Below are 26,701 nucleotides of genomic sequence, written 5' to 3'. Positions count from 1 at the left end.
CCGCCCGGCTCGGTAGCATGCCGCGCATGGCCATCAAACTTGAGAACGTCGGTATCGCCGTTCGCGATATCGAAGCGGCGATCTCCTTCTTCACCGACCTCGGCCTCACGGTCATCGGTCGTGACACCGTCAGTGGCGAGTGGACCGACATCGCGGTCGGCCTCGATGGCAATCACGCCAAGATCGCGATGCTCCAGACGCCGGACGGCCACGGTCGCCTGGAGCTCTTCGAGTACATCCACCCCGAAGCGATCGAGTCGCAGCCCACCCGCCCCAACGAGATCGGCATGCACCGCGTCGCCTTCTCGGTCGACGACATCGACAAAGCCCTTGAGACGGCCGCGAAGCACGGATGCCATCCGCTGCGCGGTGTGGCGACCTACGGGGACGTCTACAAGCTCACGTACCTCCGCGGCCCCAGCGGCATCCTGGTGATGCTCGCCGAGGAGCTGAAGAGGAGCTGACGGCCGACCTCCGGGTGCAGCCACCCCTCATGCGAACAATCGTTCGCATCTGGTCTCCCGGTTCCCGGGTCCCCTCGTCGCCGCGCCGGAATCCCGGGGCGCTCTACCATGAAAGCCGAGGTCTTTTCGGCCCCCGCACCTCCTCATGGCGAGAGGGCAGGGGACCGGTAGGGAGGCCGGCATGGAATTCGGGGCCTGGTCCGGGGGCATGGACGGCGCGCGCTATCTGCCGATTTCCGAGCACGGCCTGATCGGTGACCTCCGTACCGTCGCGCTCGTGGGGAACAACGGCACGATCGACTGGTACTGCTGCCCGCGCTTCGACGCACCGAGCGTCTTCGCCTCCATCCTCGACGCCGACAAGGGCGGATCGTGGGAGCTGGCCGCCGACGTACCGACCCGAACGCGGCAGTTCTACTTCCCCGACACGAACGTGCTGATCACGCGGTTCTTCGCCGCCGACGGTGTCGCGGAGATCCAGGACTTCATGCCCGTGGTCGACGACTCGCGCGAGGCGGACCGGCACCGGCTGATCCGGCGGGTCGTCTGCGTCCGCGGAACCCTCCCGTTCAGGGCGCGGATCGCCCCCCGCTTCGGATACGGCGCCGAAGCGCACACCACGCACGTCGAAGGCCACACGGCGGTCTTCCGCTCCCCGTCCCTGACGCTCGCGTTGACCGCCACCGTCCCCCTGGAAGCCGACACCGGCGGCCTGGACGTATGGTCGCGGTTCAAACTCCTGGAGGGCGAGTCGCACGTGTTCGCCCTCGACCGGATCGGCGACGGCCTGCCGCCCCGGTCCTGCCCGCGCGCCGAGGCCCAGGAGCAGGCCGAGGCGACCGTCCGCTTCTGGCGGCGATGGCTGGCCGGTTCCCGCTACCACGGGCGGTGGCGGGAGATGGTGAACCGCTCGGCGCTGCTGCTGAAGCTGCTCACGTACGCCCCGACCGGTGCGATCGTCGCCGCGCCCACCACCAGCCTGCCCGAGCAGATCGGCGGCGAGCGCAACTGGGACTACCGCTACGTCTGGGTCCGCGACGCCGCCTTCTGCGTCTACGCGATGCTGCGCCTGGGGTTCACCTCGGAGGCCGAGGCGTTCATGGCGTTCCTCTCCGAGCGCGGGATCATGCGGGGCACGGGGGAGAGCGGTCCCTTGCAGATCATGTACGGCATCGACGGGCGCACCGACCTGCCCGAGTACGAGCTCGCGCACCTGGAGGGCCACCTCGGCTCCGCACCGGTACGGGTGGGCAACGCCGCCACCGGCCAGCTCCAGCTGGACATCTACGGCGCGCTGATCGACTCGGTCTACCTCTACGACAAGTGGGGCCAGCCCATCAGCAGCGACCGCTGGGACGAGGTCGGCGCCGTGGTGGACTGGCTCTGCGAGCACTGGGACCAGCCCGACGAGGGCGTCTGGGAGACCAGGGGCGGCCGGCGGAACTTCGTCTACTCGCGGCTGATGTGCTGGGTGGCGCTGGAGCGCGCCATCCGCATGGCGAACCGCCGCGGCCTGCCGGCGGACCTGACCCGCTGGCGGGAGTCCCGGGACGCGATCTACCGGCAGATCATGGCGCGCGGCTGGTCGGCCGAGCGCGGGGCGTTCGTACAGGGCCTGGACGGCCACGTGCTGGACGCCTCGCTGCTGATGATGCCGATGGCCAAGTTCGTCTCGCCCACCGACCCCAAGTGGCTCTCCACCCTGGACGCGCTCACCACGGACCTCGTCTCCGACTCGCTGGTGTACCGCTACGACCCCACGGCCAGCCCGGACGGCCTGCACGGCCCCGAGGGCACCTTCTCGATCTGCTCCTTCTGGTACGTGGAGGCGCTGGCCCGCGCGGGGCGGCTGGAGGAGGCCAGGCTCGCCTTCGAGAAGATGCTCACCTACGCCAACCACCTCGGCCTCTTCGCGGAGGAGATCGGCCCGACCGGCGAACAACTGGGCAACTTCCCCCAGGCCTTCACCCACCTGTCCCTGATCAGCGCCGCCTTCAACCTCGACCGCGCTCTCGGCTGAGCTCGCTCGTTCTATCTCCAATCTGTGTTGTTCCTAGAATGGCCGGGTGAGGGACATCGATGCGATCGCGGCGTTGCAGGATCCGGTGCGGCGCCGTCTGTACGAGTACGTGGCGGCGCAAGGCCGTGAAGTCGGCCGCAACGAGGCCGCCGAGGCGGTGGGTGTGGCGCGCACGCTCGCCGCGCACCACCTGGACAGGCTGACCGAGTCCGGGTTGCTGGAGAGCGGCAGCCGTCGCCTGACGGGCCGCTCGGGGCCGGGCGCGGGCCGCCCGGCGAAGGTGTACACGCGGGCGCGGGCGGAGCGGTCGGTGTCGCTGCCCGGCCGGGACTACCGCACCGCCGCCGAGCTGCTCGCCGAGGCCGCCGAGGAGGCCGGGCTGGACGTCGGGCTCCGTGCCGCGGCGCGGCGTCGGGGCGAGGTGCTGCGCGGGTCGGCCGCGCCCTGCGCCGGCCTCGCCGACGCCATGGACGTGCTGGCCGCCCGCGGCTACGAACCCCATCTGGAAGGAGCGGGGAGCGGCCAGGTGGCCGATGGCCCTGAGGGCCCCGAGGGGGAGGGCGGGGCGGCCGCACCCGTCGTCCGTATGCGCAACTGCCCCTTCCACGCGGTCGCGGAGCGCTTCCCGCCGTTGGTCTGCGGCATGAACCTCGCGCTGCTCGAAGGATTGCTCGGCGCTGACGGTCCGGTCCGCGCACGGATGGACGCCCGGCCGGGGGAGTGCTGCGTGGTGGTCGAGGCTTCTAAAAACAATATCCATTGACATAGAAACAAGTGGCGTGCTGGGATGCGGTCATGACCGCATCCCAGCACGTTCCGCGCGCCGCTCACCTCGCCCAGCTCAACGTCGCCACGCTCAGGTACCCGCTCGACGACCCGCGCATGGCGGCGTTCGTCGAGCTGCTCGACCCGGTCAACGCCGCCGCCGATGCCACGCCGGGGTTCGTGTGGCGGCTGGTGGAGGAGGGGGCGGCCGACGCGACCGAACTGCGTCCGGCCGGCGAGGACGTCATCGTCAACATGTCCGTGTGGGAGACCCGGGAAGCACTGTGGGACTTCGCCTACCGCAGCGGGCACTTGGAGGTCATGCGGCGCCGCCGTGAATGGTTCGAACGCCACGTCGAGGCACACCTGGTCCTCTGGTGGGTGCCCGCCGGTCACCTCCCGACCATCGAGGAGGCGCTGGAGCGGCTGGCGGACCTCCGGGAACACGGCCCTTCACCGCGGGCGTTCACCTTCGCCTCCTCCTACACCGCCGCCGAGGCCGGCCTGCACCTTCAGGCGCTGCCGACGCTCCCCGCGCAAGCGGCGGACGGGGCGCACCCGACGCGGGCCGGTTCATCGCCGATGGCCTGACCCTCCCGCAGCACATCCAGCCTGCCGGAGAACGCGGGATCCTTCGGGAGCGACCTTCCGGCACGGGTTCGCCCGGACCGCCGCCGGGGAAGCGATGGCCGGGTACCCCCGGCCGCGTCCGGCCGGCGGGATGGCCGAGCACGCGCAGCGCGAAGTGCAGCGAAGGGGGCGCGCTCGGCCCGGTCGACTCCAGTGTCGGAGGCGCAGTTCCCACGCCGTGGCGAGGCCCGGGAGACCGGCGTCGGCCAAGCGTCCCGTGCCGTACGGCGGAGTGCCGCCGTCGTCGCACCGGCTCGGCCGTCGTCGCGGGGTGAACTCGGGCTCTTGGCAGGGGCGTTATCGCCGCACCCCGCGCCCCGCAGCCCGCACCCCGCATTCCGTACCGAGTCCTGCCCGGCGCGGCATGGGCTCAGCTTCGCTGCCGCCATCGGCGGACCAGGCGGCGCAGGCTCGTGCCTGCGCGGCGGGGGCGCGGAGCGGAGAGGTGTCGGCTCCTCGCGCTCACGCTCCTCGCGCCATGGCCGTTCTGTGGCCAGTGCCCATCGGGCGAGAGGGACGGGGCCTGACGTTCCGCCTGCGCCTTGATCTCCCAGTGGGACTCGTGGGCGGTCACGCGATACGCCTCCTCCCACGAGGCCAGCGCCCCGGCGATCGCCGCGCCGGCCGTTCCCCGGCGGCGGACGTGGCGCGCCAGCCATACGAGAGCGGCGAGGACGGCAGCCAAGCCCCCGAAGATCACCAGCAGCGGCAGGAAACTCTCCATGGGGCCGAGGTTACGTGTCCCAGGCCGTCCGAGTCTCCGGCGACCGCCCACCGGCCGATGATCCCCGCCACCGGAGGCCAGAGGCACAGGTTCGCCCCCGGTCCCGGACGGCGCGCCCCCGGCGGCCGGAGCCCGTACACGGCCTGTGCGACCCCTACGCGCCGCCCCTCCCGTACCTCTCCCGGCACCGGCACGGAGGCGATTTCGTATTTCTCCCTCGCCGCGCGCCGCCCGCTGCGATGCTTCCGCCGTCGTCGCCGGGCCCCGCTCCCACGAGCGGCTCGGCGATGACGGCGAACGTCGGCGGCGCCACGGGTGCGGCCTCCGGTTCGTCGTGCCGGAATGTCCGGAAGCGGTTCCCCGGGAGGCTTCGCCTCCGGCCGCCGCCGGGCGGAACGAAGAGGGGGAGACGTCGATGGCATCGAAAGCGGTACTCCACGGACCGAGATCCCGGTGGCGCGACCGGCTGCTGGCCGTCGCGGCTTCGTCCGCGCTCGCCGCGGGCGGCCTGACGGCCCTGGCGCTCCCGGCGGCGGCCGAAGGGGTGTGCGCCGCACCGGTCATCGCGGACGGCGTCACCACGATCACCTGCACGGCGGGCGGCTCCGGAAGCGTCACGGTGCCCCAGGGCGCCTCAGGCGCCGTGGTCACCCTCGACGGAGCCGGAGGCGGCAACGCCTACGACGGCACACCCGGCGGCAAGGGCGCGCACCTGGTGGCGACGCTCCCCACCACCCCCGGGCAGACGTTCGACGTCACCGTCGGCCGACGCGGCGCCAACGCGACGGCGAACGCGCAGTTCGGCGCCTCCGGTTCGGGCGGCGCCCTCGTCGCGGTCACCACCGACACCAACGCCCCCCTGCTGACGGCGGGTTCGGGCGGCGGCGCGGGCGGCCCGGGCATCGGTTCCCCGTCCTACCGGGGCGGAGCCGGCGGTGACAGCGGCAGCGCGGGAGCCGACGGCAACGGCTTGGTCCCGGACGCACAGGGTGGTACGGGCGGCGGCCCGGGCACCGCCACCACCGGCGGCGCGGCGGGTACCGGCGGGCTCGGCACGGACAACGAGGGCGCGAACGGCTCTCCCGGCGCCTACCCGAACGGCCCCGGCGGAGCCGCCGCACAGGGCGTCTTCAACCCGACCGGCGCGGGTGGGCGCGGAGGCGCCGGGTACGGCGGCGGTGGCCGGGGCGGGGCCGGCGGCCGGTACGGAACCACCGGCGGTGGGGGAGGCGGCGGGGGCGGCGGATCCAGCCTGGTCTCCGGCACCGTGCCCGGTTCGCCGCTCACCCTGACCGAGGGGGCCAACGCGGGGGACGGCCGGATCGTGTTCGCCTTCCTCCCCGACGCGCCCACGGTCACCGGCATCAGCCCGGACACCGGCCTCGCCGCGGGCGGCACGCCGGTCACGGTCACCGGCACCAACCTGGCCGGCGCCGGCCTCACCTTCGGTCCGGGCAACCCCGCCACCGGCGTCACCTGCACCCCGACCTCCTGCACCGCCACGGCGCCGGCCGGCACCGGCACGGTCGACGTCCGGGCCACCACGTCCGGCGGCACCAGCGCCGCATCCCCGGCCGCCCGTTACACCTACCTCCCCGTGCCCGTGGTGACCTCGCTCAGCCCCACCTCGGGTACCACGGACGGCGGAACCGTCGTCACGGTCCTCGGCACCGGCCTGGCCGGCGCCACCGCGCTCACCTTCGGCCCCGGCAACCCGGCCGGCGCCCTGTCCTGCACCGCCACCACCTGCACCGCCACCGCACCCGCGCACGCCGCGGGCCCCGTCGACGTCCAGGTCACCACGCCCGGCGGAACCAGCGCCGCGTCCCCCGCGGGCCGCTACACCTACCAGCTCCCGCCCGCCGACATCGACGTGGACCTGTCCGCGCAGCCGGGCCTGAGCCTGCTCGTCCCGTACCTCACCTACACCCTGACGGCCCACAACACCGGCCCTGGCAGCCTCACTTCGGCCACCCTCACCGCGACGTTGCCGCCGGGCTCCTCCGCCACCTCCCTCGCGCCGGGATGCACCGCCATGGGCGCCACGGTGACCTGCGCCTACGGAACCATCGCCGCCGGCGCGGCCTCGGCCAAGACCTTCCGGGTACCGCTGGGCCTGCTCTCGCTGGGCCGCGTCTCGGTCACCGCCACCCGCACGGTGTCCGCCCCGGCCGACCCCAACCCCCTCAACGACAGCGCGACCGCCAGCTGCACGGTCGTCTCCGTCCTCCTGGCCACCTGCCCCTGACCCACCGCCCACCGGAAAACCGCCTGTGCGGGCCCGACCCCTGTGCGGGCCCGCACGCCCACGCCGGTCCGGGGCGGGGTGCCCCGGACCGGTCGGTGGGGGTATGCGGGGGCGGGGGGTCAGCTGACGGCGAGGGTGTTCTGGGCCGCGCCGACGCGCCAGACGCCGTCCTCCTTGACGAGGATGTAGAGGGGGCGGCCTTCGGGGCGGTCCGCGATCCGGGTGCCGTCGTGGCCGATCGGCTGCTGGCGGACGTTCACCACGGCGACGTCGGGCCGGAGGAACAGGATGCGCTCGACGTCGTAGACGGCGGTGGAATCCGCCGTCGCCCCGGGCAGGACCTGCCCGGTGAAGGCCGCTATCTCTTCGAGGCCCGACAGGCGCTTGCCGTGGCCGGTGGTCCACACCGGGTCCTGCGGCCGGAAGAGGCTCAGGAACTGGTCGACCAGCTCGTTCTGCTGGGCGTGCTCGATCTCGGCGACCAGGCGGCGGATGGAGGCCACCTCGGCGTCGGTCTCCGGACCTTCGGGGGCTCCGAACACCGCGACGGGCCGGTACGAACCCGAGGCGACTTCGGCCACCGCGCCCTGCCGGTCCGGGTTCCAGCCGAGGACGGTGCGGGCGGTGGCGCCGCTGATGCTCTGGTCGAGGGCGAGTGCGTCCGCGAAGAGCGGGCCGAAGGCCTGCGCCGCCTGCTCCGCCGGTATCGCGTGCGGGGCGGCGAGTACCCCGGCCGCGCGGCCGGCGGCCCGGGCGAGGTCGCGGACCGGGACGGCCGATTCGCCGACGCCGTGCCAGAGGGTGCCGGCCCCGGCGCGCTCGACGGCGGCCACGAACAGCTCGGCCAGGTCGTCCACGTGGACCATCGGCCAGCGCACGTCCTCCTTGCCGTAGTACTCGGGCACCTGCTGCTCGCCGGCCCGCGCGACGAGGAGAGCGGGGATGCCGCCGCCGCGTCCGTACGCGATCCCGGGCCGGATGACGACGGCCCGCACTCCCTTGGCGGCCTCGGCCAGCACCTGCCGCTCGATCTGCGGACGGTAGCCGACGATGCCGATCGGGTTGGTCGGCGCCTCCTCGGTGACCTCCTGGCGCTCGCCGGTGGCGCCCAGCACCCAGATGCCGCTGGTGTACACGAGGGGGCGGCCGGTACCGCGCAGCGGAGCGGCGAGTGCCTCGATGACGGCGGCGTCGACGTCGGCCTCGCCGCTCGGCGGGGCCAGATGGATCACGGCCTCGATGTCCGGGGTCACCGCACCGGTCAGCGAGGCCGGATCGGCGGTGTCGCCGGCCACCTGGGCGTGCCAGGACCGGCCGGGCCGGGGCTGCGTACCGCGGGTGAGGGCGATGACCTGGTGGCCCGCGCCGGTGAGGTGGTCGGTGACGGCGGAACCGATGTAGCCGGTGGCACCGGTGAGCAAGACCTTCACAGCATCCCCCTACGTCGAAAATTTCGATGTCGAAACTATAGCTCCGGTGATCCCGTGCGTCAAATAGTTCCATGTCGAAATGTTAGGCTGGGGGTATGACGGAGACGGAAGAGAAGCACGGCGGGGTCGGCGGCACCGACGGCGTCGACCGCATCACCGAACAATGGCGCGCGGTCCGCCCCGACCTCGACACCTCACCCATGGACGTGATCGGCCGCCTCTCCCGCGCCTCGCGCCTGCTCGAAGCCGGGATCAAGGAGAACCTGACCGCCCACGGCGTCGAACCCTGGGAGTTCGACGTCCTCGCCACACTGCTGCGCTCCGGCCCGCCGCACGTCCTCAGCGCCGGTGAGCTCAGCTCGGCCGCGATGGTCAGCTCCGCGGCGCTCACCAACCGCATCGACCACCTGGTGAAGAAGGGCTTCGTCGAACGGGCCGTCGACCCGACACATCGCCGCCGAGTGCTGATCTCCCTGACCGACACCGGCCGGGAACTGACACACCGCCTCGTCGAGCACCACCTCGCCGGCGAGGAACTCCAGCTCGCCGGGCTCACCAAGGCCGAACGCACCCTGCTGACCGGCCTGCTGCGCCGCGTCCTGCTCACGCTCGGCGACCACGCCGGGAAGCCCGCCGAGCGATAGCCGACAGGCCGAAGCCGAGTCCTGTCGGGTCAGGTGTGCAGGCGGCTGTTGGTGCCGTCGTGTCCGTCGGCGTGTTCGTCGTTGAACCAGTAGTCGCCGGCCGCGAGGTAGCGGAACGAGTGCGTGCTGTGGGCGGGCAGGGACACCTCGGCGATGCGGGTGCCGTCACCGCGGGACTGGAGGGGGTGGGCCGCGGGGTTCCAGTGGTTGAAGTCCCCGACGACGCTGACCGGGCCGTCCGGGTCGGTGTCGGGCAGGACGAAGGTGACCTTGGTGCGGCCCTTGGCCGTCTTGCGTTCCAGCACGATGTTCTCCAGCCATAGGCGGTCGGGGGCGGGCTCGGGCATCGTCGCGCGGGCGACGGCAGGCCGCAGTGGGACACGGCCGGTGGCCCTTACGTCGGTAACCTGTCCGGCCCTCACCGGTGAGAGCGGGCGACAGTGATGTCGCGGGCCGGGAGCGGGGTCGGTCCGGTGCGGGGCCCGGCCGGGGTGGCTTCTTCGACCGGCCGGACCCCGCGTGCGTGGACCTCACCTCGCCCTGCCACGGTGCCACGGACGGGCCGCTGCCGCCTTCCCGGGATCGGCCGGTCGGGTGACGTGCGCTGCGCGGGCACCGGTTCGGCCGTAATCGGGGCCGTTGGCCGTAGCCGCAGCGCCGTACCCGTGCCCGTAGCCGTCGGCTCTGGCGGGTACGTCGGAGCCGGCGGTGTGCGCGGATGCGTTGTGCGGATTCGCTGCCGCCCGGCCTGCCCGGAGCCAGCCCGCCGGGATCCTGCCGGAACGCCCGGGTGCGGCGGGAGGGTGATCTCGCCTGCGAGGAGTACCGTGACAAGGGTCGGTGGACGTGCTGGCAGCACGAGATCCGTTGCCGCGTTCGCCTCGCCCCCATACGCCCTGGCCGGCCATCCCCCCCGGCTGTGCCAGGGCCGGCCCCGGCCAGCCTTCCCCCCCCGGCTGGTCGGGGCCCCTTCGCACGTCGGCGCTGACAGTCACACACCGGCGTCCGCGCGAAGGCGGCGGCGGTGCGGGCCAGACCGCCGGGTGGGAACAGGCAGCCCAAGGGCTCGCGTCAACGGGTGAGGAAGCGGGTGGCACCCACGTAGACGCGACCGGTGGAACCGATGGGCTCCTCCCTGACCGGGTCGCCGGTCCGAGGAGAGTTGATCATCATCGGTTCGCCGTTCCTCGTCCCCGTATAGATGCCGACGTGGGTGACCTCGGTTCCGGTCGCGGGGCGGAAGGCGACGATGTCGCCGGGCCTGAGGTCCTCCGTACCGGTGATCCGCACCCCCGCTGCCGAGCCGGCGGGAACCTGCCCGCCGCCCGCGTCGAACTGCGGCTGTGCGTCCCGGGGGATCGTCACGCCGAGAGCGGAGTACACCTGGCCCGTGAGACCGGAGCAGTCGTAGCCGAATCCGGAGGTTCCCGACCACAAGTACGGCAGACCCAGGAAGGCGCGCGCGGCGGCGACCACGTCCGCGCCGCTCGGGGCGGCCGGCACCCTCGCCAGATCATCGGCCCTGAAGAACAGCCGGCCACCGCTGGGGGAGTAGGCGGAGACGACCCCGGGCACCGGACCGGCCTTCACCGGGAAGGAGGTGTTGTACGAGTACTCGGCCACCTGCCCGGACGGGCGGCCGGAGAGCGCGGCCCGGGCGGTGGCGAAGCCCCGGGCCGTGGGCCGCGCAACGCGCTCCTCGTGCGTACCGCCGGGCGGACGCCGGTGCTCCGAGGTCAGCTGCCGGTCGGGGATCCAGCCCGGGTAGGCGCCCCGGCCCGCCTGGTCCCTGGGTGTGGGCTGGTCGTGGACCCATACGTGGTCCCAGAGCAGACCGCCCTGCCACTCGGTCCGGTCGACGGTCACCCGTACGCCGTGGAGAGCCTGCGTCTCCCCGGCGACGTCACGCCGCTCGTCCAGGGACATGGTGGCCAACCAGCCGCGGACGTCCGCCGGATTGGTGGTCGCCGGAGCGTCCACGGGCCGGACCTGTTCGGGACTCACCCAGACCTGAGCGACCGTCACGTCGACGTAGCAGGTAGCGGCGCCGTTGCAGGGGCGCGGTGACGCGGCGGACGAGGAGGGGTGGGCATCGGCGGTGGACGTCGCGGGGACGGCGACCGCCGGAGTGGCGAGGGCGAGGAGCGCCGCGGCGGTGGCCGTCAGAACTTTCTTCACGGAATACATGCGTCGATCCTGTCCAGGTCGGCGCCCCTACGAACCCTTGCGAACCCCTGCGGACCCCTACCCACCGGCGTGGTCGCTGCCCCGGCACGACAGAAGGGCCCGGATCCATATGAGGATCCGGGCCCTTCCGATGTGGTAGCGGGGACAGGATTTGAACCTGCGACCTCTGGGTTATGAGCCCAGCGAGCTACCGAGCTGCTCCACCCCGCGTCGGTAAACCCCACCATACGGCACTGCCGGGCCGTCCTCTGACCGAGGCTCCCGTCGGGGCGTCGGCGTTGGGACGTCAGGGCGTCGGCGTCGGAGCGCCGGGGCGTCCGTAGCCGTCCTGTGAACTCCGAGCGCAAACCTCTTGCGCAATGGTCAAGAAGTGTTGACCATTAGACCCATGCCTACCGACGAGCTTCCCGAGACGTTCCACGTCACCACGGACGAGCAGTTGCGCGCCGTTTCGAACCTCACGCGTCACCGGATCATGGCCGTGCTCCGCTTCGAGCCCGCGACGATCACGCAGATCGCCGAGCGAGTCGGCCTCGCGAAGGGGAGTTCCAGCTACCACGTACGGCTGTTGGAGCGGGCCGGCCTGGTGAAGGTGGTGCGGACGCGGAAGGTCCGGGGGGTCACCGAGCGGTACTACGCGATGGCCGCGCGGTCGATCGAGCTGCCGGATCCGGGCGAGGGAGGCCCGGACGTGCTGATGCGGCACGCGGTGGCGGACCTGGAGGCGGCGCCGGCGGACGGTGAGCGGCACGTACGGATGGCCCATCTGCGGCTCACCGACGAGCAGTTCGCGGAGCTGGGCGCGAGGCTTCAGGCCCTGGCGGACGAGTACCGGGAACTGTCCGATCCGTCGCTGCCGGACGCGTCGCTCGTGTTCGCACTGTTCCACCCGTCATCGCGCGCGCAGGCCGAAAGGGACGCCAAGTGACTTCAGACGTTCGAAAGCTTCCGGCCGGGTTCGGACGGCTGTGGACGGCCCAGACCGTGTCCTCGCTCGGCGACGGGGTCTCGCATGCCGCGCTGCCGCTGCTCGCCTTGACGTTGACGCGGGACCCGATGGCGCTCGCCGTCGTCACGGCCGCGGGAACGCTCCCGTGGCTGCTCTTCGGGGTGCTCGGCGGTGCGCTGGTCGACCGCTGGGACCGCCGGCGCACGATGTGGGTCACGGACGCGGCACGCGCGGTGTTGCTCGCGATACCCGCGGCGGCGGCCGTGCTCGACGTGCTGAGCATTCCCCTGCTCGCGGCCCTCGCCTTCCTGCTCGGCCTCGGCGGACTCTTCTTCGACACGGCCGCCACGGCCTACCTGCCGGACCTGCTCGGCCGAGACCCCGCGCTCCTGGAGCGCGCCAACTCCCGCCTGCGCGGCACCCAGACCGCCGCGTCGGGCTTCGCGGGGCCGCCCGCGGGCAGCGCCCTGCTCGCGCTCGGCAGGGCGGTTCCGCTGCTCGCCGACGCGGTGTCGTTCGCGCTCTCCGCGCTGCTCGTACGGTCGCTGCCCGCCACGGCCCGGCCCGTACCGCAGGCCCGGGAGTCGCTGCTGCGGCAGGCGCGGGCCGGGGCCTCGTACGTGTTCCGGGATCAGCTCCTGCTCGGACTCGCGCTGCGTCCGGCCGTCGGGAACGTCGCCTTCGTCGCCGTGGAGACCGTACTCGCCCTCTTCGCGCACGAGCGGCTCGGCATCGGCACCTTCGGCTTCGGCCTGCTCCTCACGGCGGAGGCCACCGGCGGGCTGCTCGGCGCGGGCATCGCCTCCTTCCTCGGCCGCCGGCTGGGCACCGGAACGGCGCTCACCTGCACGGCCGCAGTCGAGGGACTCGCCGTGCTGGGCCTCGCCGCCGCCCCGAACCCGTACGTCGCCGGCCTCGCGCTCGCCGTCTGCGGAGCGGGCATGGGCGCCACGATGGTGCTCGCGCCCTCCCTCCGGCAGGCGATCGTCCCCGCCCACCTGATGGGCCGGGTCGCGTCCACCTCCCGCATGCTCGCCATGTGCGCAGCCCCGTTCGGCGCCTTCCTGGGCGGCTGGCTGGCCACCGTCTACGACGTACGCACCCCGCTCTACGTCGCCGCCGGCCTCCTCCTCGCCATGACGGCCATCACCGCGACCATGACCGGCAACCGTCGGGTCGAGGCGGCGCTCAGTGCCGTGGCCCCGGCCGGTGACCGCGCTCAGGAGAGTGCCGTGTAGGGCTCCGCGAGATCGGCGGGCCGGGACCCGTGGTCCTTGCCCGGCGACGGCGCGAGCGCGCTGGCAGAGTTGCGCGTGGCGCCCTGCAGGGCATGCGCGGCCGCCGCCGACACCCACGGACCGGAGACTCGATGAACCGTCGTATCGTGAGCGCTACGCTGAACCTCCCGCTGCCGCCCGAAGCGGCCTTCCGGCTCTTCACCGCCCGGGGCGAGCGCGACTGGGTGCCGGGCTGGGAACCCGTGTTCCCGGTCGAGACGCCGGACGACACCGCTCCGGGAACCGTCTGGCTCACCGCGTCGAGCGAAGAGGAGACGACCTGGCTGGTCGCCTCCCGAGACTTCCCGAGGTCGGTCTCCTACGCCCGGATCACCCCGGGCGTCCGGGCCGGTACGGTCGCCGTCACGCTGGCAGCGACCGGGGCGGGCAGCGAGGTGACGGTCACCTACGACATGACGCCCCTCACCCCGGACGCGGCCGAGGCTCTCGACGAGTTCGCCGCCGGGTACCCGGCCTTCATCCGCTCCTGGGAAGAGCTCATCGCCGCCCGCCTGGCGTGAAACACCCGGCACACTCCCGCGCGGGCTTCGGGCCGCCGCTGTCGAACGTTGTTGAACGTCTGCGTCAGTCGATCTTTATGATGAAGCCGTCTTCCGGTCCGTCGATGATGCGGTTGGGGTCGTAGAGGTCGTGCTGGGAACAGCCGGGCCGGCCGACGCGGTTGCATCGACGGAGGACCGGCGCCGTACGGGCGGGAACACGGGGGCCGCGAGGTCGTCCGCCCCGCCGGGATCCGGGCCCCGGGACCGCGGTACGCCCGCCACGCACTCATACGACGAAGTACTTCTGCAGGAGGACCGTTTCATGACCGACCGACCTTTGACGCTCATGGCAGTGCACGCCCACCCCGACGACGAGGCCACCGGAACCGGAGGGGTCCTCGCCCGGTACGCGGCGGAAGGCATGCGCACGGTTCTCGTGACGTGTACCGACGGCCGTTGCGGTGACGGACCGGGGGGCTCCAAGCCGGGGGATCCCGGGCACGATCCCGAGGCCGTCGCCCTGATGCGCCGTCAAGAACTTGAGGCGAGCTGTGACGTCCTCAAGATCAGCCACCTGGAGACGCTGGACTACGCCGATTCCGGAATGATGGGCTGGCCGAGCAACGACGCCCCCGGTTCCTTCTGGCAGACTCCGGTGGCGGAAGGCGCGGCCCGCCTCGCGGAGCTCATGCGGCACTACCGGCCCGACGTCGTCGTCACCTACGACGAGAACGGCTTCTACGGCCACCCCGACCACATCCAGGCCCACCGCATCACGATGGCGGCGCTGGAGATGACCGACCTGGCACCGAAGGTGTACTGGACGACGATGCCCCGCTCGGCGATGAGGCGGTTCGGGGAGATCATGCGGGAGTTCGCCGAGGACATGCCGGAGCCGGATCCCGCCGAGGCCGCCGCGCTGGCCGAGATCGGCCTCCCCGACGACGAGATCACCACGTGGGTGGACACCACCCCCTTCAGCGGCCAGAAGTTCGATGCGCTGGCCGCGCACGCCAGTCAGGGCGAGAACATCTTCTTCCTCAGGATGGGCAAGGAGAGGTTCGGCGCGTTGATGGGGATGGAGACCTTCGTACGGGTCAAGGACACCACCGGCGCGTCCGTACCCGAGAACGATCTCTTCGCCGGACTGCGCTGACCCGTCCACCCCTCCTCATGCCCGGCAGAGGCCGGGGCGTCTTCCCGTGCCGGCCCCTCGGCCGGAGTCCGGCCGGGGAATAGCCTTGAGTCTCCAGTGACTGGAGACAGCAGAGTGCGGGACATGAACGCGACGACCCTTTACTCGATCGGGGAGCTCTCCCGGCGGACCGGCCTGTCCGTGAGGACCATCCGGTTCTACTCCGATTCGGGGGTCGTGGCGCCGACCACACGAAGTCCCGCCGGCTACCGGCTCTACGACTTCGACGCACTGCTTCGTCTGGAACTCCTGCGCACACTGCGTGAGCTGGGCGTGGACCTGCCCACCGTCCGACGTGTGCTGGACCGTGAGCTGTCGGTGGCGGAAGTCGCCGCGGCGCACGCCGACGCCTTGGACGTCGAGATCCGGGTGCTGCAACTGCGTCGGAGCGTTCTGCGAGCCGTGGCCAGAGGCGGGTCCAGTCCCGAGGAGACACAGCGCATGCACAGGCTCACGCAGTTGTCCGGCGAGGAACGCCGACGGTTGATCGACGATTTCGTGGAGGGCACCTTCGGCGCGTCCGGTGCCCCCGGTACCCCCGGTACCCCCGGTGCCGCCGGTGCCGATCCGGCCGCGGCGGCCATGGTGCGCGCCGCCACTCCCGACCTCCCCGACGATCCGTCCGGCGAGCAGGTCGCCGCGTGGGTCGAGCTCGCCGAGCTGGTGGGCGACGAGGAGTTCCGGGTCCGGATGCGCCGTACGGCCGGGATCCAGGCCGCCGGACGCCCGCTCGGCATCGAGGACGAGGTGGGCGCGGAACTGATGGACCTCACCCGTCAGAAGGTGGCCCGGGCCATGGAGGCGGGCATCGATCCACTCGGCGACAGCGGTGCACGCGTCGTCGACGACCTCGTGCACCGCTTTGCCGAGGTGCTCGCGCGCACCCCTGATCCGGAGTTCCGGGACTGGCTGGCCCGGCGGTTCGAGGAAGCGTACGACCCCCGCGTGGACCGGTACTGGCGGCTGGTGTGGATCGTCAACGGCTGGCAGGTGGTGCCGGGCCTGAGCCCGGTCCACCCCTGGCTGGTCCAGGCCCTGCGGCACGACCGCGACGCATAGCCGTCGCCTCCCGGCACGGTCTCCGGTCCGGCCCGGCCCCGCCTCGTTCCCCGAGGCGGGGCCGGACCGCTGTCCGTCGGTGCGGACGCCGCCGCCTGCTACTTCGGCATCAGCACGGTGTCGATGATGTAGACGTCGGCGTTGGCGGTCTTGACGTTGCCGCACACCACGGCGGCGGTGTCGTTGACCTTGTACGCCTCGCCGGAGCCCTTCGTGGTGACCATGCCCTTCTGGAGGGTTTCGAAGGAGCCGTTCTCCAGCTGCTTGGGCGTCAGCCTCTCGCCGACGACGTGGTAGGTGAGGATCTTGGTGAGCAGCTCCTTGTTGGCGAGGACCTTGTCCAGGTCGGCCTTCGGGATCTTGGCGAAGGCGGCGTTGGTCGGGGCGAAGACGGTGATGTCCTTCGCGTTGTTCAGGGTGTCCACGAGACCGGCCTGCTTGACCGCGGACACCAGGGTGGACAGCGCGGGGTTGTTGGAGGCGGCGGTGGCCACCGGGTCCTTGGCCATACCGTCGAACGAGCCGGCGCCCTCCTTCGGGACGCCGGCACAGGCCGGGCCGAACGGCTGGTCCATCGTCATCGCGTCTCCGGCAGGGCTGCTCGCGTCCGTACCGGCCGAGCCGCCCGCGGTCGCGGTCGCGCCGGGGGCGGCCCCGGTGTCGCCGGAGGCACCGGAGCAGGCGGCCAGCGAGAAGGGGAGCAGGACGGCTGCCGCAACGGCGATCCCGGTACGGCGGATCTGCATGCTGTTCATGATCAATTTCTCCTTGGAGAGTGTGAGGGCTTGAGGGCTTGGGAGTTGACGAGACGGTTCGCATCTCGTGGTGGTGCCGGCCGGACCGCGCGCCGAGGTGAGGCCGGGTCCGGTGGTCTCAGGGGACGGTGACGAAGACGCTGTGCCAGCCGCTCGCCCCGTCGGGGATGGTCCGGGCGCGTTGCTCGGTCTGCACCGCCCCGGCGCCGTCGGTGGCGCGGACCGTGACCGTGTGGCCGCCCGGAGCGGCCTGCCAGCGGTAGGACCACTGGCGCCAGGTGTCCGCCGTGTCCTGGGCGGCGAGGTCGGCGTCCTGCCAAGGGCCCTCATCCACGCGGATCTCGACGCGGGCGATGCCGCGGTGCTGCGCCCAGGCGACTCCGGCGACCATGACGGTGCCGGCGGCGGGGCGGGCAAAGGGCTTGGGGGTGTCGATCCGGGACTGTGTCTTGATCGGCGCGCGCCGGGCCCAGCTGCGTTTGACCCAGTACGGGTCGTAGGCGTCGAAGGTGGTGAGCTCGATGTCCTCGATCCACTTGCACGCGGAGACGTAGCCGTACAGGCCCGGGACGAGCATGCGGACGGGAAAGCCGTGCTCGAACGGGAGCGGCTCGCCGTTCATGCCGACCGCGAGCATCGCGTCACGGCCGTCCATGACCTCTTCGACCGGGGAGCCCAGGGTCATGCCGTCCACGGAACGGGCCACCAGCTGGTCCGCCGTGCCGCCCTTCGACGGCGGCTCGACCCCGCACTCGGCCAGCAGGCCGGCCAGGGGAACACCCAGCCAGCGGGCGTTGCCGACGTAGGGGCCGCCGACCTCGTTGGAGACGCACGTCAGAGTGATGTCGCGTTCGATCAGCGGACGGGCGAGGAGCTGGGCGAGGGAGTAGGAGCGGGACGAGGTCACCCCCTTGCCGCGGATCCGCAGCCGCCAGGCCGCGGCGTCGACCTTGGGGACGACCAGGGCGGTGTCGACGCGGTAGAAGTCCCGGTTCGGCGTGGTGAACGCGCTGACCCCCGGAACCCTCGACTGCGCGCCGGCCGCAATCACGGGAGCCGGTGAGGCGGGGGCAGGCAGCACGAGAGCGTCGCGGGAGGCGATGGCGCCTCGGCCGCGTCGCCCCGACAGGGCCCGCCCCAGCGCCCCGGCGCCGACAGCGCCCGCGGCGGTCACGCTCGCAGCCGTGAGGAACCCCCGCCGGCTCCAGCCGCCGGCGGCGGCCCCGACACCCGCTGCGGAGTCCGCGGGGCCCGCCTTGCCCGCCAGTACGTACAAGACGGCAGCACCGGCCAGGGCGCCGACGAGCGAAGGCAGCACGTCACCGGCACCCTGGGCGTCGGGCCGGCTCAGGGCCGCGGCGGAGCCGAACATCCCGAACACCAGGACCCCGGCCGCCCCCGCCCGCCGGAACCGCAGGGCCAGAACACCCAGGACGGCCGCGAACAGAGCCAGCACGAGCAGGATCCCGAGCTGCAGGACGGTCTTGTCGTTCTCGCCGAACGTCCGGATCGCGAAGTCCTTCACCGGGGCCGGAGTCCGGTCGATGACCGCACCGCCGACCACCGTCACCGGCCCGGCGGCCGGCCGGACGAGGCCGGCGGCCAGCTCGGCCACGGCCAGCGCGGTGAACCCGGCCAGAAGACCGGCCAGGGCGCCGCGGGCGGTCCGGGAGACGCGGGCGGTCCGGGAGAAGGAGGTGCGGAAGCTGCTCACACCCGGGATTCGTCCCCGGCCGCCCGGCGGATTGCCACCTCACCCGTACGAGTGAAAGAAGCCGTCCCGAAGGCGGCACCCCATCCGCACGCGCCTCCGCTACGAAGTACGGGCAGAAGTACGGACACGAAACACCTGCACCGCCCTGCGACAGAGGACCGCCATGCGATGGACACCCCGCCCCCGGGAGGCCGGCCCCTGCCGTCCTTCCGCCCCGTCGCCACAGCCGGAGCCGGCCCTGTGAACCAGCCCCTCCCGTTCCGTTCCCCCGGCCGCCCCGGCCCCGCCGACCTCGCCGAGGTCATGGAGCAGGTCGCCCGCGGCGACAAGCAGGCCTTCTCGACGCTGTACGACGCTCTCGCGCCCATGGTCTTCGGGATCGTGGTGAAGGTCGTGCGCGACCGTGCCCAGTCGGAGGAGGTCGCCCAGGAGGTCATGCTCGACCTGTGGCGGCAGGCCGCCCGCTACCGGCCCGACGCCGGCAGCGTGACCACCTGGACGGCGACCCTTGCCCACCGTAGGGCGGTCGACCGCGTCCGCACCGTACAAGCCGCCGCGGACCGCGAGCAGGCTCAGGCCGCACGCGAGCACCACACGGCGTTCGACGAGGTCGCCGAGCAGGTCGAGACCCGGCTCGACAGCGAGCAGGTACGCCGCTGCCTGCGCGGCCTGACCGAGCTCCAACGCCAGGCCGTGACCCTGGCCTACTACGGAGGCCTGACCTACCGTGAAGTCGCCCAGACGCTTCGCACACCGCTTCCGACCATCAAGACACGCATGCGCGACGGGCTGATCCGGCTTCGCGACTGCATGGGGGTGACCACGTGAATCACCAGGCGTCCGATATCCACGTCCTGGCCGGCGCGTACGCGCTGGACGCCCTCGACCCGGCCGAGCGCGAGGAGTTCGCCGCCCACCTGACCGGGTGCGACGCCTGTCGGCAGGACGTGGCCGACTTCCAGGCCACCGCGGCGCGGCTGGCATCCTTCGCGGCTCAGCCCGCGCCCGCCCCGATGAAGCAGCGGACCCTGGCGGCCGTCGATCACGTACGGCAGCTCCCGCCCCGCGTCCCCTCGGCCACCACGGTCTCCCTGCGCGGCGCGCTGCGGCGCAAGGCGCTCCCGGTCGCCTTGGCCGCGAGCCTCGCCGCAGCGGCCTCGTTCGCCGGCTTGGCGGCCTGGCAGAACCAGCAGAACCGGCAGCTGGAGCAGCGAGCCCGGCAGAGCGAGACGCGTCTGGACGCCGTCAGCGGAGTCCTGGCCGCGCCGGACGCCCGTACGGTCCACGGCCGGGCGAGCAACGGCGCCCTGGCCTCCGTCGTCGCCTCCGACCGGCAGAACAGGGCCGTGTTCACCGCCACCGGCCTGCCCGCCCCGGCCGCGGGCAGCACGTACCAGCTGTGGCTCGCCCATGACGGCACCATGCGGCCGGCCGGGTTCATCCGGCAGGACGGCACGGTCCTGTTGGAGGGCGACCCCGCCGACGCGGCCGCCGTCGGCCTCACCGTCGAGCCCGCCGGGGGATCCCCCCGGCCCACCACGGCCCCCCTGCTCCTGATGACCCTCCCCGCCTGAGCGCGAGGGGCCGCCGGCCCGGCTCTGTCCTCCGTACGCGGGAAAGGCGTACGACCGGCACGGGAGGTCCCGCCCGTGCCGGTAACCTGCCGGGGTACGGAGGCAGGAACGGGCCGGGCGCCCGGTAGAACGGAGATCGACGATGGCCCTTCGATACGACTGCGGCACGGCCTCGGGCCGGACCGACGGACTGGGCATGGCGGCCAAGGCGGTGCGCCGGGGCGAGCTCGTGGTGCTCCCGACCGACACCGTCTACGGCATCGGTGCGGACGCCTTCAACCCCGACGCGGTGGACGGACTGCTGGGAGCCAAGGGCCGGGACCGTGCGATGCCCTCGCCGGTACTGGTCGCCTCCCCGGACGCCCTGAACGAGCTGGTCGCCGATTTCCCCGCGCAGGGGTGGGCCCTGGTGGAGGCGTTCTGGCCGGGCGGACTGACCTTGGTCGCCCGCCACCTGCCATCGCTGACCTGGGATCTCGGGGAGACCCACGGCACGGTCGCGGTCCGGATGCCGTCCCACCCCGTCGCCCTGGAACTGCTCGCCGAGACCGGCCCCATGGCGGTCTCCAGTGCCAACCTGACCGGCCGGCCGTCCCCGCAGGACTGCGACGCCGCCCAGGACATGCTGGGCGATTCCGTCGCCGTCTATCTGGACGGCGGGCCCACCGAGGCCGCCGTCGCCTCCTCGATCGTGGACCTCACCGGCCCGGTACCGGTCCTCAAGCGGGCCGGCGCCATCAGCGCCGACGTGTTGCGCGGCGTCGTCCCCGACCTGCTGGAGAGGTGATCCGGCGCGGCGTGGCATCGCCGCGCCGCGTCAGCCCTTGCGGGCCAACGGCTGCTGCCCGGCGAAGCTCACGCCCGCCAGGCCATGGGCCATGAGGTTGCGAATGTTGCCGTGATCGGTGTCGTTCGGCGTCGCCAGCACGCTGCGGTAGTGCTCACCGAACGCCAGCAGCGCCTCTTCGTCGCTCAGCCCTTCCAGCAGGGCCAGTCCCAGCGTCTTGCAGGAACCCTCGTTCTCACCCGCGGCGTTCTCCAGGTCCCCGTTGCGGAACGCCTGCGGCTGGTACTCGTAGTGCGCGGCAATGAAGGCCAGGGTGTCGGCGAACTCGTGCTCACCGGAAGCAAGGCTCGCTCGCAGCGACTTCAGATCAGTCATGATGGTGGTTCCCCTGGGTTGAACGGACGCTCCGATTGCCGTCCGTGACCGGACGACGATACCCCCGCACGACCGGCTCGGTCGGTAGCGGTCCACACGGTGGAACGGCGGCATCTGCGCAGGCCACGATGTGCGACCGCGGTATCCCGTCGAGAGGACGGGTAGCGGGTGCCGGGCCCCGGCGATCGCAAGCACTCGGTGCACGAATTCCGCCGGCCCGGTTCCGTGTGACCAGGGACCTGTCAGAAGACTTCTGACTCGGGTCACCAGACTTCGGACTCCGGACCGGTGTCGGTCAAACATCGCCAACTTCCTCCTCGGCAGGCGCGGTCTCGTTAGCGTGGCGGAGCGGGGCCGCGGTGGGCCGTGGCCGTGAGGAGGGCAGTGGGGATGGGCACCGTGGTGGTGGGCTTCCGGCTCGGCTCCGACGCGAAGGGCCGGCAGGCGACGCTGGTGCTGACGGAGGCCGGAGTGCTGCACCAGAGCGCGGGACTGCTCGGGATGGAGCCACGCCCCGCGAGACCCCACGCGCCGATCGCCCCCGACCGCCACCCCGTGCCGCGCCAGGCCGCCGAGTTACGCAAGGTCTACGCGGCCCTGATCAACCGCGGCTACACCCGCGAACTCATCCCACCCGCGTGCGTGCGCCTGGATACCGTCGAGCACGCCCTGCACGCACAGCCGTACGGATCCCACGCCCCGCGCCCGCACCCGGAACTCATCGCGGATTTCACCGGCGCCGCCCCCGCGGGGCCCGGCTCCCTCGACGACGCGCTGGCGGCGTTCTACACGGCGATCGGGATCACGCCCCGGCCCCGCACCCCGTTCCCGCCCGGCACCGCCGCCGTGCCCCGGCGGGTCCGGGCAGCACTCCGCACCCTGACCGACGGGCAGGCTCTGACCTCCGGCCCGCAGCGCAGCCCCGGCTGGACCGTCACCGCTGGCGGCATACGCCTGCACGCCGGCGGTACGAAGAGAACTCTCGACCCTCGGGAAGCCGCCGACCTTCAGGCGGCATTGACAGCCTGGCTGCACCACCAGCAACGCACCAGGCCCCCCGGCACATGACGGTCGGGCACGCGCGCAAGCAGGCGCACACGCGGGACGGCGACCGTACCCGGTGCGTGCGCTTTCAGTTCCGCCGGTTCCGTACCGCCAGCACCGCGCTGACCAGCCCGGCCATCCCACCCCGATCAGCGGCGCGGCCTGCCCCGAGGCCTTGTGGTCCACTGCGTAGAAGCCGAGCCAGACGAAGGCCACGCCGAACCCCACCACGATCGCGTACTCCAGCAGCCGGAAGCCGTAGCCCGTCCACTGGTCCAGGCGCTCCTGCCGCAACTGGCGCTCCACCAGCGTGCGGCGCCACGCAAGGTGGTCCGGTTCGATCTCCTTCCACTTCGACGCCTCGTCCGCGTGCGGGAAGGAGGGTATGGCGCTCGCGGCCGCCGCTGCGGGCGAGGCCGGGGCAGCGACCGTTTCCGCCAACGGGGCGGCGGGATCCTGCTCAGGCATCGGCGCCCCCGTTCCGGTTCGGGCGGGGGGAGGCGGCTGCCAGCCGCTGGTCGACCCGCAGCAAGGACTCGTCCACGGCCCGCTCGGCCGCCTGGCGGCGGGCGGAGAGCTCCTCCGGCGACCACCGCGGCGGCGGTACCAGCGACAGCCGCGACCGTACGGGGTGCGGCGAGCCCTCCAGCCGTACGGTGGCCCGCACTTGGTACCCGAGTACGAGCAGCCCGAGCGCGAACGCCGCCCACGACAGCACGGCCGGCCAGAAGGGAGCCGCCGCCAGGGAGCCGGCGTACGCCAGCACCGGGCGGGCCAGCAGAACGCACACCGAGACCAGGGCCAGCAGGAGCAAGGCCGTCAGAATCAGGGCGCCGTTGCCACCGGCTGCCGTGACGGGGGGAGGGGGCGTGGCCCCGGGGGGCGGCATGGACGCAGGCAGGGCCGGCGGATAAGCGTGGGCCTCCTCGCGATCGGGTGCCCAGGCCGGGGCCGGGGCCGGGGCTTGGGCCGGGGCCCGGCCCCATGGCGTGGACTGTGACGGGGCGTCTTGGCTGATGCGTGCGGAGGAATTCAGGATCCCCCACGCCTGGGGGATCGTGAGGCGGGCCGCGGGGTCCTTCCGCAGGAGCCCCTCGATCAGCGGCTCCAGTGACCGGGCGCGCCCCATCGGCCGCGGCCGCTCGTTCAGGATGGCGGCCAGGATGACCGCGGGAGTGGGACCGCGGTACGGCGAGACCCCCTCGACGGCCTCGTACAGCGTGAGCCCCAGGCCGTACAAGTCGCTCGCCGGCCATGGGCCGAGCCCCTGGATCCGCTCCGGCGAGAGGTGGTCCAGCCGGCGTACGAGCCCACTGAGCGCCGCCGGTTCGTCGTTCCCCCGGTCCCCGACGCGGGTGGCGGTCTCGGGGTCGATGAGCAGAGCGATACGGTCGCCGTCCACCATCACGTTGTCGGGACGTACCGCGCCGTGCACGAATTTCGCTTCGTGCGCTGCCTGAAGTGCGACCAGCAGAGCGGTGGCGAGGCGGGTGGCTTCCGCCGTGCTGAGCGGGCCCCGCTCTTCGAGGCGGGCGGCCAGCGATTGCCCTTCGACGAACTCCATGACGGTCCACAGGACGGGACCGTCGGTTACCAGGTCGTGGACGGCCACCAGACTGGGATGCCGGGGCAGTCGCGCCGTCCAGCGGACTTGCCGCTCCGCCCACCGCAGCCAGTTCCCGCGCTCGGCGTCCGTCAAGGTCCACGGCGCCCGTAACTCCTTGGCCACCACGCGGATTCCGAGGAGCTCGTCGTGCGCCTGCCAGGTCCGCCCGGATCCGCCGGTACCCATCGGGCGCACGAGTCGGTATCGGCCCCCGAGTACGGGCCCTGCCGGCCCGAAAGGTCCTGCCTCTTCTGCACCGGTCATGCTCCCCCTCACCCGGTCCCACCCCTGCGCACGCAGCGTACGGAATGCCAGCGGGGCGCGTGGGGCCATCGACCGAATCCGTGACTGCGGGCTCCCCGGTGCGCGGGCCTCCGGCGGCCATACGTATGATCTTCGCTTTCTCCCCAGTGAAGGTCGAAGAATCAGCGATGCCACGCCATAAATCCCCTGGTACGTATGCCGGTTGGGTCGCCGCCGCGGTCGCGGCGGTCCTTCTGGTTCCGGCGATCGGTTCCCCCGCCCACGCGGCTCCGGGAGACCCGGCGACCGCGTCCTCCTTCAATCTCAAGCCCGGACCCGACCTGAGCGGCCAGGTGGCCGACCTGAGGGCGGCCCTGCCCACGCAGGGCGTCCAGGACCTGCTCGACCAGGGCAACCGGGTCGCGAAGACGGGCGCTTCCTGCACCACGGACCCCTTCGGCTCGGGCGACGACGGGAAGGTGCTCGCTCCCGCCAAGAAGCTCTGCTGGGATCCCGGCGACTCCGCCACCGAGGAATGGATCCCCCAGGGCGTGACCGGTGTCTCCGACGCCCAGAGCGACGAGCTGTGGGGCTCGCGCAAGCCACTGGTCACCGCCTGGTACGACAAGGCCGGCGGCAAGGGCGTGCGGCTGTCCTTCCTCGACCCGCAGACCGCGATACCGGGCGACCCCGACGGCCGGCGCTACCGCCATGTGCTACTGGTGGAGCCGTACTACAACAGCTACGGCCACGTCTCCTACAAGGCGGTCGACGTCCACGCGGGCGGCATCGCCTGGTACAAGTACTACCTCTACGTCGCGGACACCCTCAACGGCCTGCGGGTCTTCGACATGCGTTCCATCCTGGACCTGAACCCGGACCAGAACGTATCGGTGGACGACACCACGCTGGACGGCCTGAAGAGCAACGTCCGCGACGAGACCCAGATCGGCCGGCAGAACAACGTCTACTACAGCCACACGTACCGGTACGTGATGCCGCAGGTGGCCTCGTACAAGTTCGTCAGCGCGCAGGGCAATACCTCCGCGGCGACCTGCGTGGCCACCGGAGCCCCGAAGGCGTCCTACGTCTCCGTCGACCGCAGCAACTCGGCCGCTCCGGCTCTGATCGTGGGCGAGTACTGCGACTCCGACGACACGCACCCCGAGAAGGGGCGGGTCGGCGCACTGCCGGTCGACGACGCCACGGGCCTCCTGAAGTCGGCCAACGGGGTGGTCGCCGCGACGGGCGCGTTCTACCTGCCCCGCGATCTCACCCAGGGCGCGGCACGCTACGACGGCATGTACTACTTCAACCGCAGCTGGACCACCCACAGCGGCAGCCTGCGCCGGGCGACCGTCTCGGGCGGCCGTCTGGTGGATTACGGCGCCAACATCACCAACGCGGTCGGTCCCGAGGACCTGTCCTTCGAGCACGGGCAGGGCGTGCCGGGTGGCGGTACGCAGTACCTGTGGTCGCTGACCGAACACCGCATGGACACCACGGACCCGACCTGTACGGACCCGGGTTCCCCCTGCGGCCGGGTGATCTACGCCCACCGCGTGACGGACATCCTGGCCCGGCCGTAACCCACCCACCACCGCGGCCGCCGCCAACACCTGGGCGGCGGCCGGCGAGGGCCGGCCGGCATTGGCGGACATGCCTCCACCGCCATGGTTCCGTGGCTGCCGCCCTGCAGGCGGTGTCGGCCATCCGGGCTGCCCCACCACGACCGCCCTGCTGCCCCCGGGCGTGTCGTTCAGCCAGGCGGCTCCCGGGTACCCTTCGACGCCGCCCGGGCCCGGGTCCCCGGCGCGCTGGCCGAGGACGCCGTCCTCATGGGGGCCCTCGTCACCGCCCTGGACGCCGTCCGCGACATGGCGTTCCAGCGCCGCCGAGCGCCGGCTCCCCTCGGAGCGGACAGCGCCACCGACCGGAGCTGAGCCCGCCTACTTCTGCTTGATCGCGGAGATGTCGAATTCCAGGACGACTTTGTCGCCGACCAGGACTCCGCCGCCCTCCAGGGCCGCGTTCCAGGTCACCCCGTACTCCTTGCGGGAGATGGTCACCGATCCTTCCAGGCCGACCCGCAGGTTGCCGTAGGGGTCGACCGCGTTGCCGGTGTACTCGAAGTCGATCGTGACCGGGCGCGTGGTGTCCTTGATGGTCAGGTCGCCGGTGACGCGGTACTCCGTGTCGGACTGAGGCTCGACAGAGGTGGTGCGGAAAGTGATGTCGGGGTACTCGGGAGCGTCCAGGAAGTCATTGGTGCGCAGGTGTTGGTCGCGCTGCTCGACGCCGGTGTCGATGCTCTCGGTCTTGATCACCACCTGGGCGGTGGAGCGGGCCGGATCGGCGCCGTCCAGGTGGGCGGTGCCCTCGAACTGGTGGAACGCGCCGCGGACCTTGGTGACCATGGCGTGGCGGGCGATGAAGCCGATCCTGGTGTGGGCGGGGTCGAGGACGTAGTCCCCGGTGAGGTCGGTGAGGGCGGGCGTCGTGGTCAAC

25 protein-coding genes and 1 tRNA gene are annotated in these 26,701 nt (G+C 72.4%); 16 read left to right on the top strand and 10 right to left on the bottom strand.

Going from position 1 to position 26,701, the window contains the following annotated elements; all coding sequences use genetic code 11:
- Positions 1–26 precede the first annotated feature (26 nt).
- The 4 genes from CP980_RS01125 to CP980_RS01110 all read left to right on the top strand — a co-directional run bounded on the left by CP980_RS01125 (position 27) and on the right by CP980_RS01110 (position 3,840).
- Positions 27–464: a VOC family protein gene (locus CP980_RS01125; RefSeq protein ID WP_150492311.1), complete on the top strand. Its 438-nt coding sequence runs from the start codon at positions 27–29 to the stop codon at positions 462–464.
- Between the two features lie 181 nt (positions 465–645).
- Positions 646–2,484, top strand: a complete 1,839-nt coding sequence (locus CP980_RS01120; protein WP_189999013.1) for a glycoside hydrolase family 15 protein — start codon at positions 646–648, stop codon at positions 2,482–2,484.
- A 46-nt stretch (positions 2,485–2,530) separates the two neighbouring features.
- Positions 2,531–3,247, top strand: a complete 717-nt coding sequence (locus CP980_RS01115) for a helix-turn-helix transcriptional regulator (RefSeq protein ID WP_150492310.1) — start codon at positions 2,531–2,533, stop codon at positions 3,245–3,247.
- A gap of 32 nt (positions 3,248–3,279) precedes the next feature.
- Positions 3,280–3,840, top strand: coding sequence for a DUF3291 domain-containing protein (locus CP980_RS01110; protein WP_150492309.1), 561 nt, complete (start codon positions 3,280–3,282; stop codon positions 3,838–3,840).
- Between the two features lie 409 nt (positions 3,841–4,249).
- Here the strand turns inward: CP980_RS01110 and CP980_RS35480 are convergent, their stop codons facing one another.
- Positions 4,250–4,603: a hypothetical protein gene (locus CP980_RS35480; protein ID WP_189999011.1), complete on the bottom strand. Its 354-nt coding sequence runs from the start codon at positions 4,601–4,603 to the stop codon at positions 4,250–4,252.
- A 415-nt stretch (positions 4,604–5,018) separates the two neighbouring features.
- Between CP980_RS35480 and CP980_RS36300 the strand changes: the two genes are divergently transcribed.
- Entirely contained in the window at positions 5,019–6,851 is a 1,833-nt protein-coding gene (locus CP980_RS36300; protein WP_189999009.1) for an IPT/TIG domain-containing protein, read from the top strand.
- Positions 6,852–6,970: 119 nt separating this feature from the next.
- Here the strand turns inward: CP980_RS36300 and CP980_RS01085 are convergent, their stop codons facing one another.
- Complete coding sequence (locus tag CP980_RS01085; RefSeq protein WP_132753125.1) at positions 6,971–8,281, bottom strand: SgcJ/EcaC family oxidoreductase; 1,311 nt, start codon at positions 8,279–8,281, stop codon at positions 6,971–6,973.
- A gap of 95 nt (positions 8,282–8,376) precedes the next feature.
- On the opposite strand from CP980_RS01085, the gene CP980_RS01080 reads away from it, so the two are divergent.
- Positions 8,377–8,925 carry a MarR family winged helix-turn-helix transcriptional regulator gene (locus tag CP980_RS01080; RefSeq protein ID WP_150492308.1) on the top strand — a complete coding sequence of 183 codons (549 nt, stop codon included), beginning with the start codon at positions 8,377–8,379 and terminating at the stop codon, positions 8,923–8,925.
- Between the two features lie 29 nt (positions 8,926–8,954).
- Here the strand turns inward: CP980_RS01080 and CP980_RS01075 are convergent, their stop codons facing one another.
- From CP980_RS01075 to CP980_RS01065, 3 genes are all read right to left on the bottom strand, one after another.
- Positions 8,955–9,272, bottom strand: a complete 318-nt coding sequence (locus CP980_RS01075) for an isoamylase early set domain-containing protein (protein ID WP_229907281.1) — start codon at positions 9,270–9,272, stop codon at positions 8,955–8,957.
- 724 nt (positions 9,273–9,996) lie between these two features.
- Positions 9,997–11,103: a C40 family peptidase gene (locus CP980_RS01070; RefSeq protein WP_150492307.1), complete on the bottom strand. Its 1,107-nt coding sequence runs from the start codon at positions 11,101–11,103 to the stop codon at positions 9,997–9,999.
- A 142-nt stretch (positions 11,104–11,245) separates the two neighbouring features.
- A tRNA-Met gene (locus tag CP980_RS01065) sits at positions 11,246–11,322 on the bottom strand.
- 178 nt (positions 11,323–11,500) lie between these two features.
- Here CP980_RS01065 and CP980_RS01060 point away from each other — a divergent pair.
- From CP980_RS01060 to CP980_RS01040, 5 genes are all read left to right on the top strand, one after another.
- Complete coding sequence (locus tag CP980_RS01060; RefSeq protein ID WP_150492306.1) at positions 11,501–12,040, top strand: ArsR/SmtB family transcription factor; 540 nt, start codon at positions 11,501–11,503, stop codon at positions 12,038–12,040.
- Positions 12,037–13,299 (top strand): MFS transporter, encoded by a 1,263-nt coding sequence (locus tag CP980_RS01055; RefSeq protein WP_150492305.1) that lies wholly within the window; start codon positions 12,037–12,039, stop codon positions 13,297–13,299. Before CP980_RS01060 ends, CP980_RS01055 begins: the two co-directional genes overlap by 4 nt.
- Positions 13,300–13,445: 146 nt before the next feature.
- A complete protein-coding gene (locus CP980_RS01050; RefSeq protein WP_208834753.1) occupies positions 13,446–13,859 on the top strand; it encodes a hypothetical protein in 414 nt (137 codons plus the stop codon).
- 304 nt (positions 13,860–14,163) lie between these two features.
- Positions 14,164–14,997: a PIG-L family deacetylase gene (locus CP980_RS01045; protein WP_132753113.1), complete on the top strand. Its 834-nt coding sequence runs from the start codon at positions 14,164–14,166 to the stop codon at positions 14,995–14,997.
- Between the two features lie 123 nt (positions 14,998–15,120).
- Complete coding sequence (locus CP980_RS01040; protein ID WP_150492303.1) at positions 15,121–16,095, top strand: MerR family transcriptional regulator; 975 nt, start codon at positions 15,121–15,123, stop codon at positions 16,093–16,095.
- 98 nt (positions 16,096–16,193) lie between these two features.
- Here the strand turns inward: CP980_RS01040 and CP980_RS01035 are convergent, their stop codons facing one another.
- The gene (locus CP980_RS01035) at positions 16,194–16,850 is read right to left on the bottom strand and encodes a fasciclin domain-containing protein (RefSeq protein ID WP_132753109.1); all 657 of its coding nucleotides are present in this window, start codon (positions 16,848–16,850) and stop codon (positions 16,194–16,196) included.
- Between the two features lie 118 nt (positions 16,851–16,968).
- The gene (locus CP980_RS01030; RefSeq protein WP_150492302.1) at positions 16,969–18,573 is read right to left on the bottom strand and encodes a molybdopterin-dependent oxidoreductase; all 1,605 of its coding nucleotides are present in this window, start codon (positions 18,571–18,573) and stop codon (positions 16,969–16,971) included.
- 231 nt (positions 18,574–18,804) lie between these two features.
- On the opposite strand from CP980_RS01030, the gene sigK reads away from it, so the two are divergent.
- The 3 genes from sigK to CP980_RS01015 all read left to right on the top strand — a co-directional run bounded on the left by sigK (position 18,805) and on the right by CP980_RS01015 (position 20,925).
- The gene (sigK, locus tag CP980_RS01025; protein WP_229907279.1) at positions 18,805–19,392 is read left to right on the top strand and encodes an ECF RNA polymerase sigma factor SigK; all 588 of its coding nucleotides are present in this window, start codon (positions 18,805–18,807) and stop codon (positions 19,390–19,392) included.
- Positions 19,389–20,138: an anti-sigma factor gene (locus CP980_RS01020; RefSeq protein ID WP_132753103.1), complete on the top strand. Its 750-nt coding sequence runs from the start codon at positions 19,389–19,391 to the stop codon at positions 20,136–20,138. The genes sigK and CP980_RS01020 overlap by 4 nt, the downstream gene beginning before the upstream one ends.
- Positions 20,139–20,280: 142 nt before the next feature.
- Positions 20,281–20,925: an L-threonylcarbamoyladenylate synthase gene (locus CP980_RS01015; RefSeq protein ID WP_132753101.1), complete on the top strand. Its 645-nt coding sequence runs from the start codon at positions 20,281–20,283 to the stop codon at positions 20,923–20,925.
- A gap of 30 nt (positions 20,926–20,955) precedes the next feature.
- On the opposite strand, the gene CP980_RS01010 is transcribed toward CP980_RS01015, so the two are convergent.
- Positions 20,956–21,300 (bottom strand): HopJ type III effector protein, encoded by a 345-nt coding sequence (locus tag CP980_RS01010; RefSeq protein WP_132753099.1) that lies wholly within the window; start codon positions 21,298–21,300, stop codon positions 20,956–20,958.
- 390 nt (positions 21,301–21,690) lie between these two features.
- Between CP980_RS01010 and CP980_RS01005 the strand changes: the two genes are divergently transcribed.
- Positions 21,691–22,368: a hypothetical protein gene (locus tag CP980_RS01005; RefSeq protein WP_150492301.1), complete on the top strand. Its 678-nt coding sequence runs from the start codon at positions 21,691–21,693 to the stop codon at positions 22,366–22,368.
- 436 nt (positions 22,369–22,804) lie between these two features.
- Here CP980_RS01005 and CP980_RS01000 read toward each other — a convergent pair whose 3' ends face one another.
- Positions 22,805–24,214 (bottom strand): serine/threonine-protein kinase, encoded by a 1,410-nt coding sequence (locus CP980_RS01000; protein ID WP_268257451.1) that lies wholly within the window; start codon positions 24,212–24,214, stop codon positions 22,805–22,807.
- 167 nt (positions 24,215–24,381) lie between these two features.
- On the opposite strand from CP980_RS01000, the gene CP980_RS00995 reads away from it, so the two are divergent.
- Positions 24,382–25,782, top strand: a complete 1,401-nt coding sequence (locus CP980_RS00995) for a hypothetical protein (RefSeq protein WP_150492299.1) — start codon at positions 24,382–24,384, stop codon at positions 25,780–25,782.
- A 360-nt stretch (positions 25,783–26,142) separates the two neighbouring features.
- Here CP980_RS00995 and CP980_RS00990 read toward each other — a convergent pair whose 3' ends face one another.
- Positions 26,143–26,700, bottom strand: a complete 558-nt coding sequence (locus CP980_RS00990) for a YceI family protein (protein WP_132753089.1) — start codon at positions 26,698–26,700, stop codon at positions 26,143–26,145.
- Position 26,701 lies beyond the last annotated feature (1 nt).

It is taken from the genome of Streptomyces vinaceus (assembly GCF_008704935.1).
GTDB lineage: Bacteria > Actinomycetota > Actinomycetes > Streptomycetales > Streptomycetaceae > Streptomyces > Streptomyces vinaceus.
This window is presented reverse-complemented; position numbering and strand designations above follow the sequence as displayed.

Bases quoted from the DNA above. Each gene is read 5' to 3' on its own strand.
- CP980_RS01125 (WP_150492311.1), top strand. From the start codon at position 27: ATGGCCATCAAACTTGAGAACGTCGGTATCGCCGTTCGCGATATCGAA.
- CP980_RS01120 (WP_189999013.1), top strand. From the start codon at position 646: ATGGAATTCGGGGCCTGGTCCGGGGGCATGGACGGCGCGCGCTATCTG.
- CP980_RS01110 (WP_150492309.1), top strand. From the start codon at position 3,280: ATGACCGCATCCCAGCACGTTCCGCGCGCCGCTCACCTCGCCCAGCTC.
- CP980_RS35480 (WP_189999011.1), bottom strand. From the start codon at position 4,603: ATGGAGAGTTTCCTGCCGCTGCTGGTGATCTTCGGGGGCTTGGCTGCC.
- CP980_RS36300 (WP_189999009.1), top strand. From the start codon at position 5,019: ATGGCATCGAAAGCGGTACTCCACGGACCGAGATCCCGGTGGCGCGAC.
- CP980_RS01080 (WP_150492308.1), top strand. From the start codon at position 8,377: ATGACGGAGACGGAAGAGAAGCACGGCGGGGTCGGCGGCACCGACGGC.
- CP980_RS01075 (WP_229907281.1), bottom strand. From the start codon at position 9,272: ATGCCCGAGCCCGCCCCCGACCGCCTATGGCTGGAGAACATCGTGCTG.
- CP980_RS01060 (WP_150492306.1), top strand. From the start codon at position 11,501: ATGCCTACCGACGAGCTTCCCGAGACGTTCCACGTCACCACGGACGAG.
- CP980_RS01045 (WP_132753113.1), top strand. From the start codon at position 14,164: ATGACCGACCGACCTTTGACGCTCATGGCAGTGCACGCCCACCCCGAC.
- CP980_RS01040 (WP_150492303.1), top strand. From the start codon at position 15,121: ATGAACGCGACGACCCTTTACTCGATCGGGGAGCTCTCCCGGCGGACC.
- CP980_RS01035 (WP_132753109.1), bottom strand. From the start codon at position 16,850: ATGAACAGCATGCAGATCCGCCGTACCGGGATCGCCGTTGCGGCAGCC.
- CP980_RS01015 (WP_132753101.1), top strand. From the start codon at position 20,281: ATGGCCCTTCGATACGACTGCGGCACGGCCTCGGGCCGGACCGACGGA.
- CP980_RS01010 (WP_132753099.1), bottom strand. From the start codon at position 21,300: ATGACTGATCTGAAGTCGCTGCGAGCGAGCCTTGCTTCCGGTGAGCAC.
- CP980_RS01005 (WP_150492301.1), top strand. From the start codon at position 21,691: ATGGGCACCGTGGTGGTGGGCTTCCGGCTCGGCTCCGACGCGAAGGGC.
- CP980_RS01000 (WP_268257451.1), bottom strand. From the start codon at position 24,214: ATGACCGGTGCAGAAGAGGCAGGACCTTTCGGGCCGGCAGGGCCCGTA.
- CP980_RS00995 (WP_150492299.1), top strand. From the start codon at position 24,382: ATGCCACGCCATAAATCCCCTGGTACGTATGCCGGTTGGGTCGCCGCC.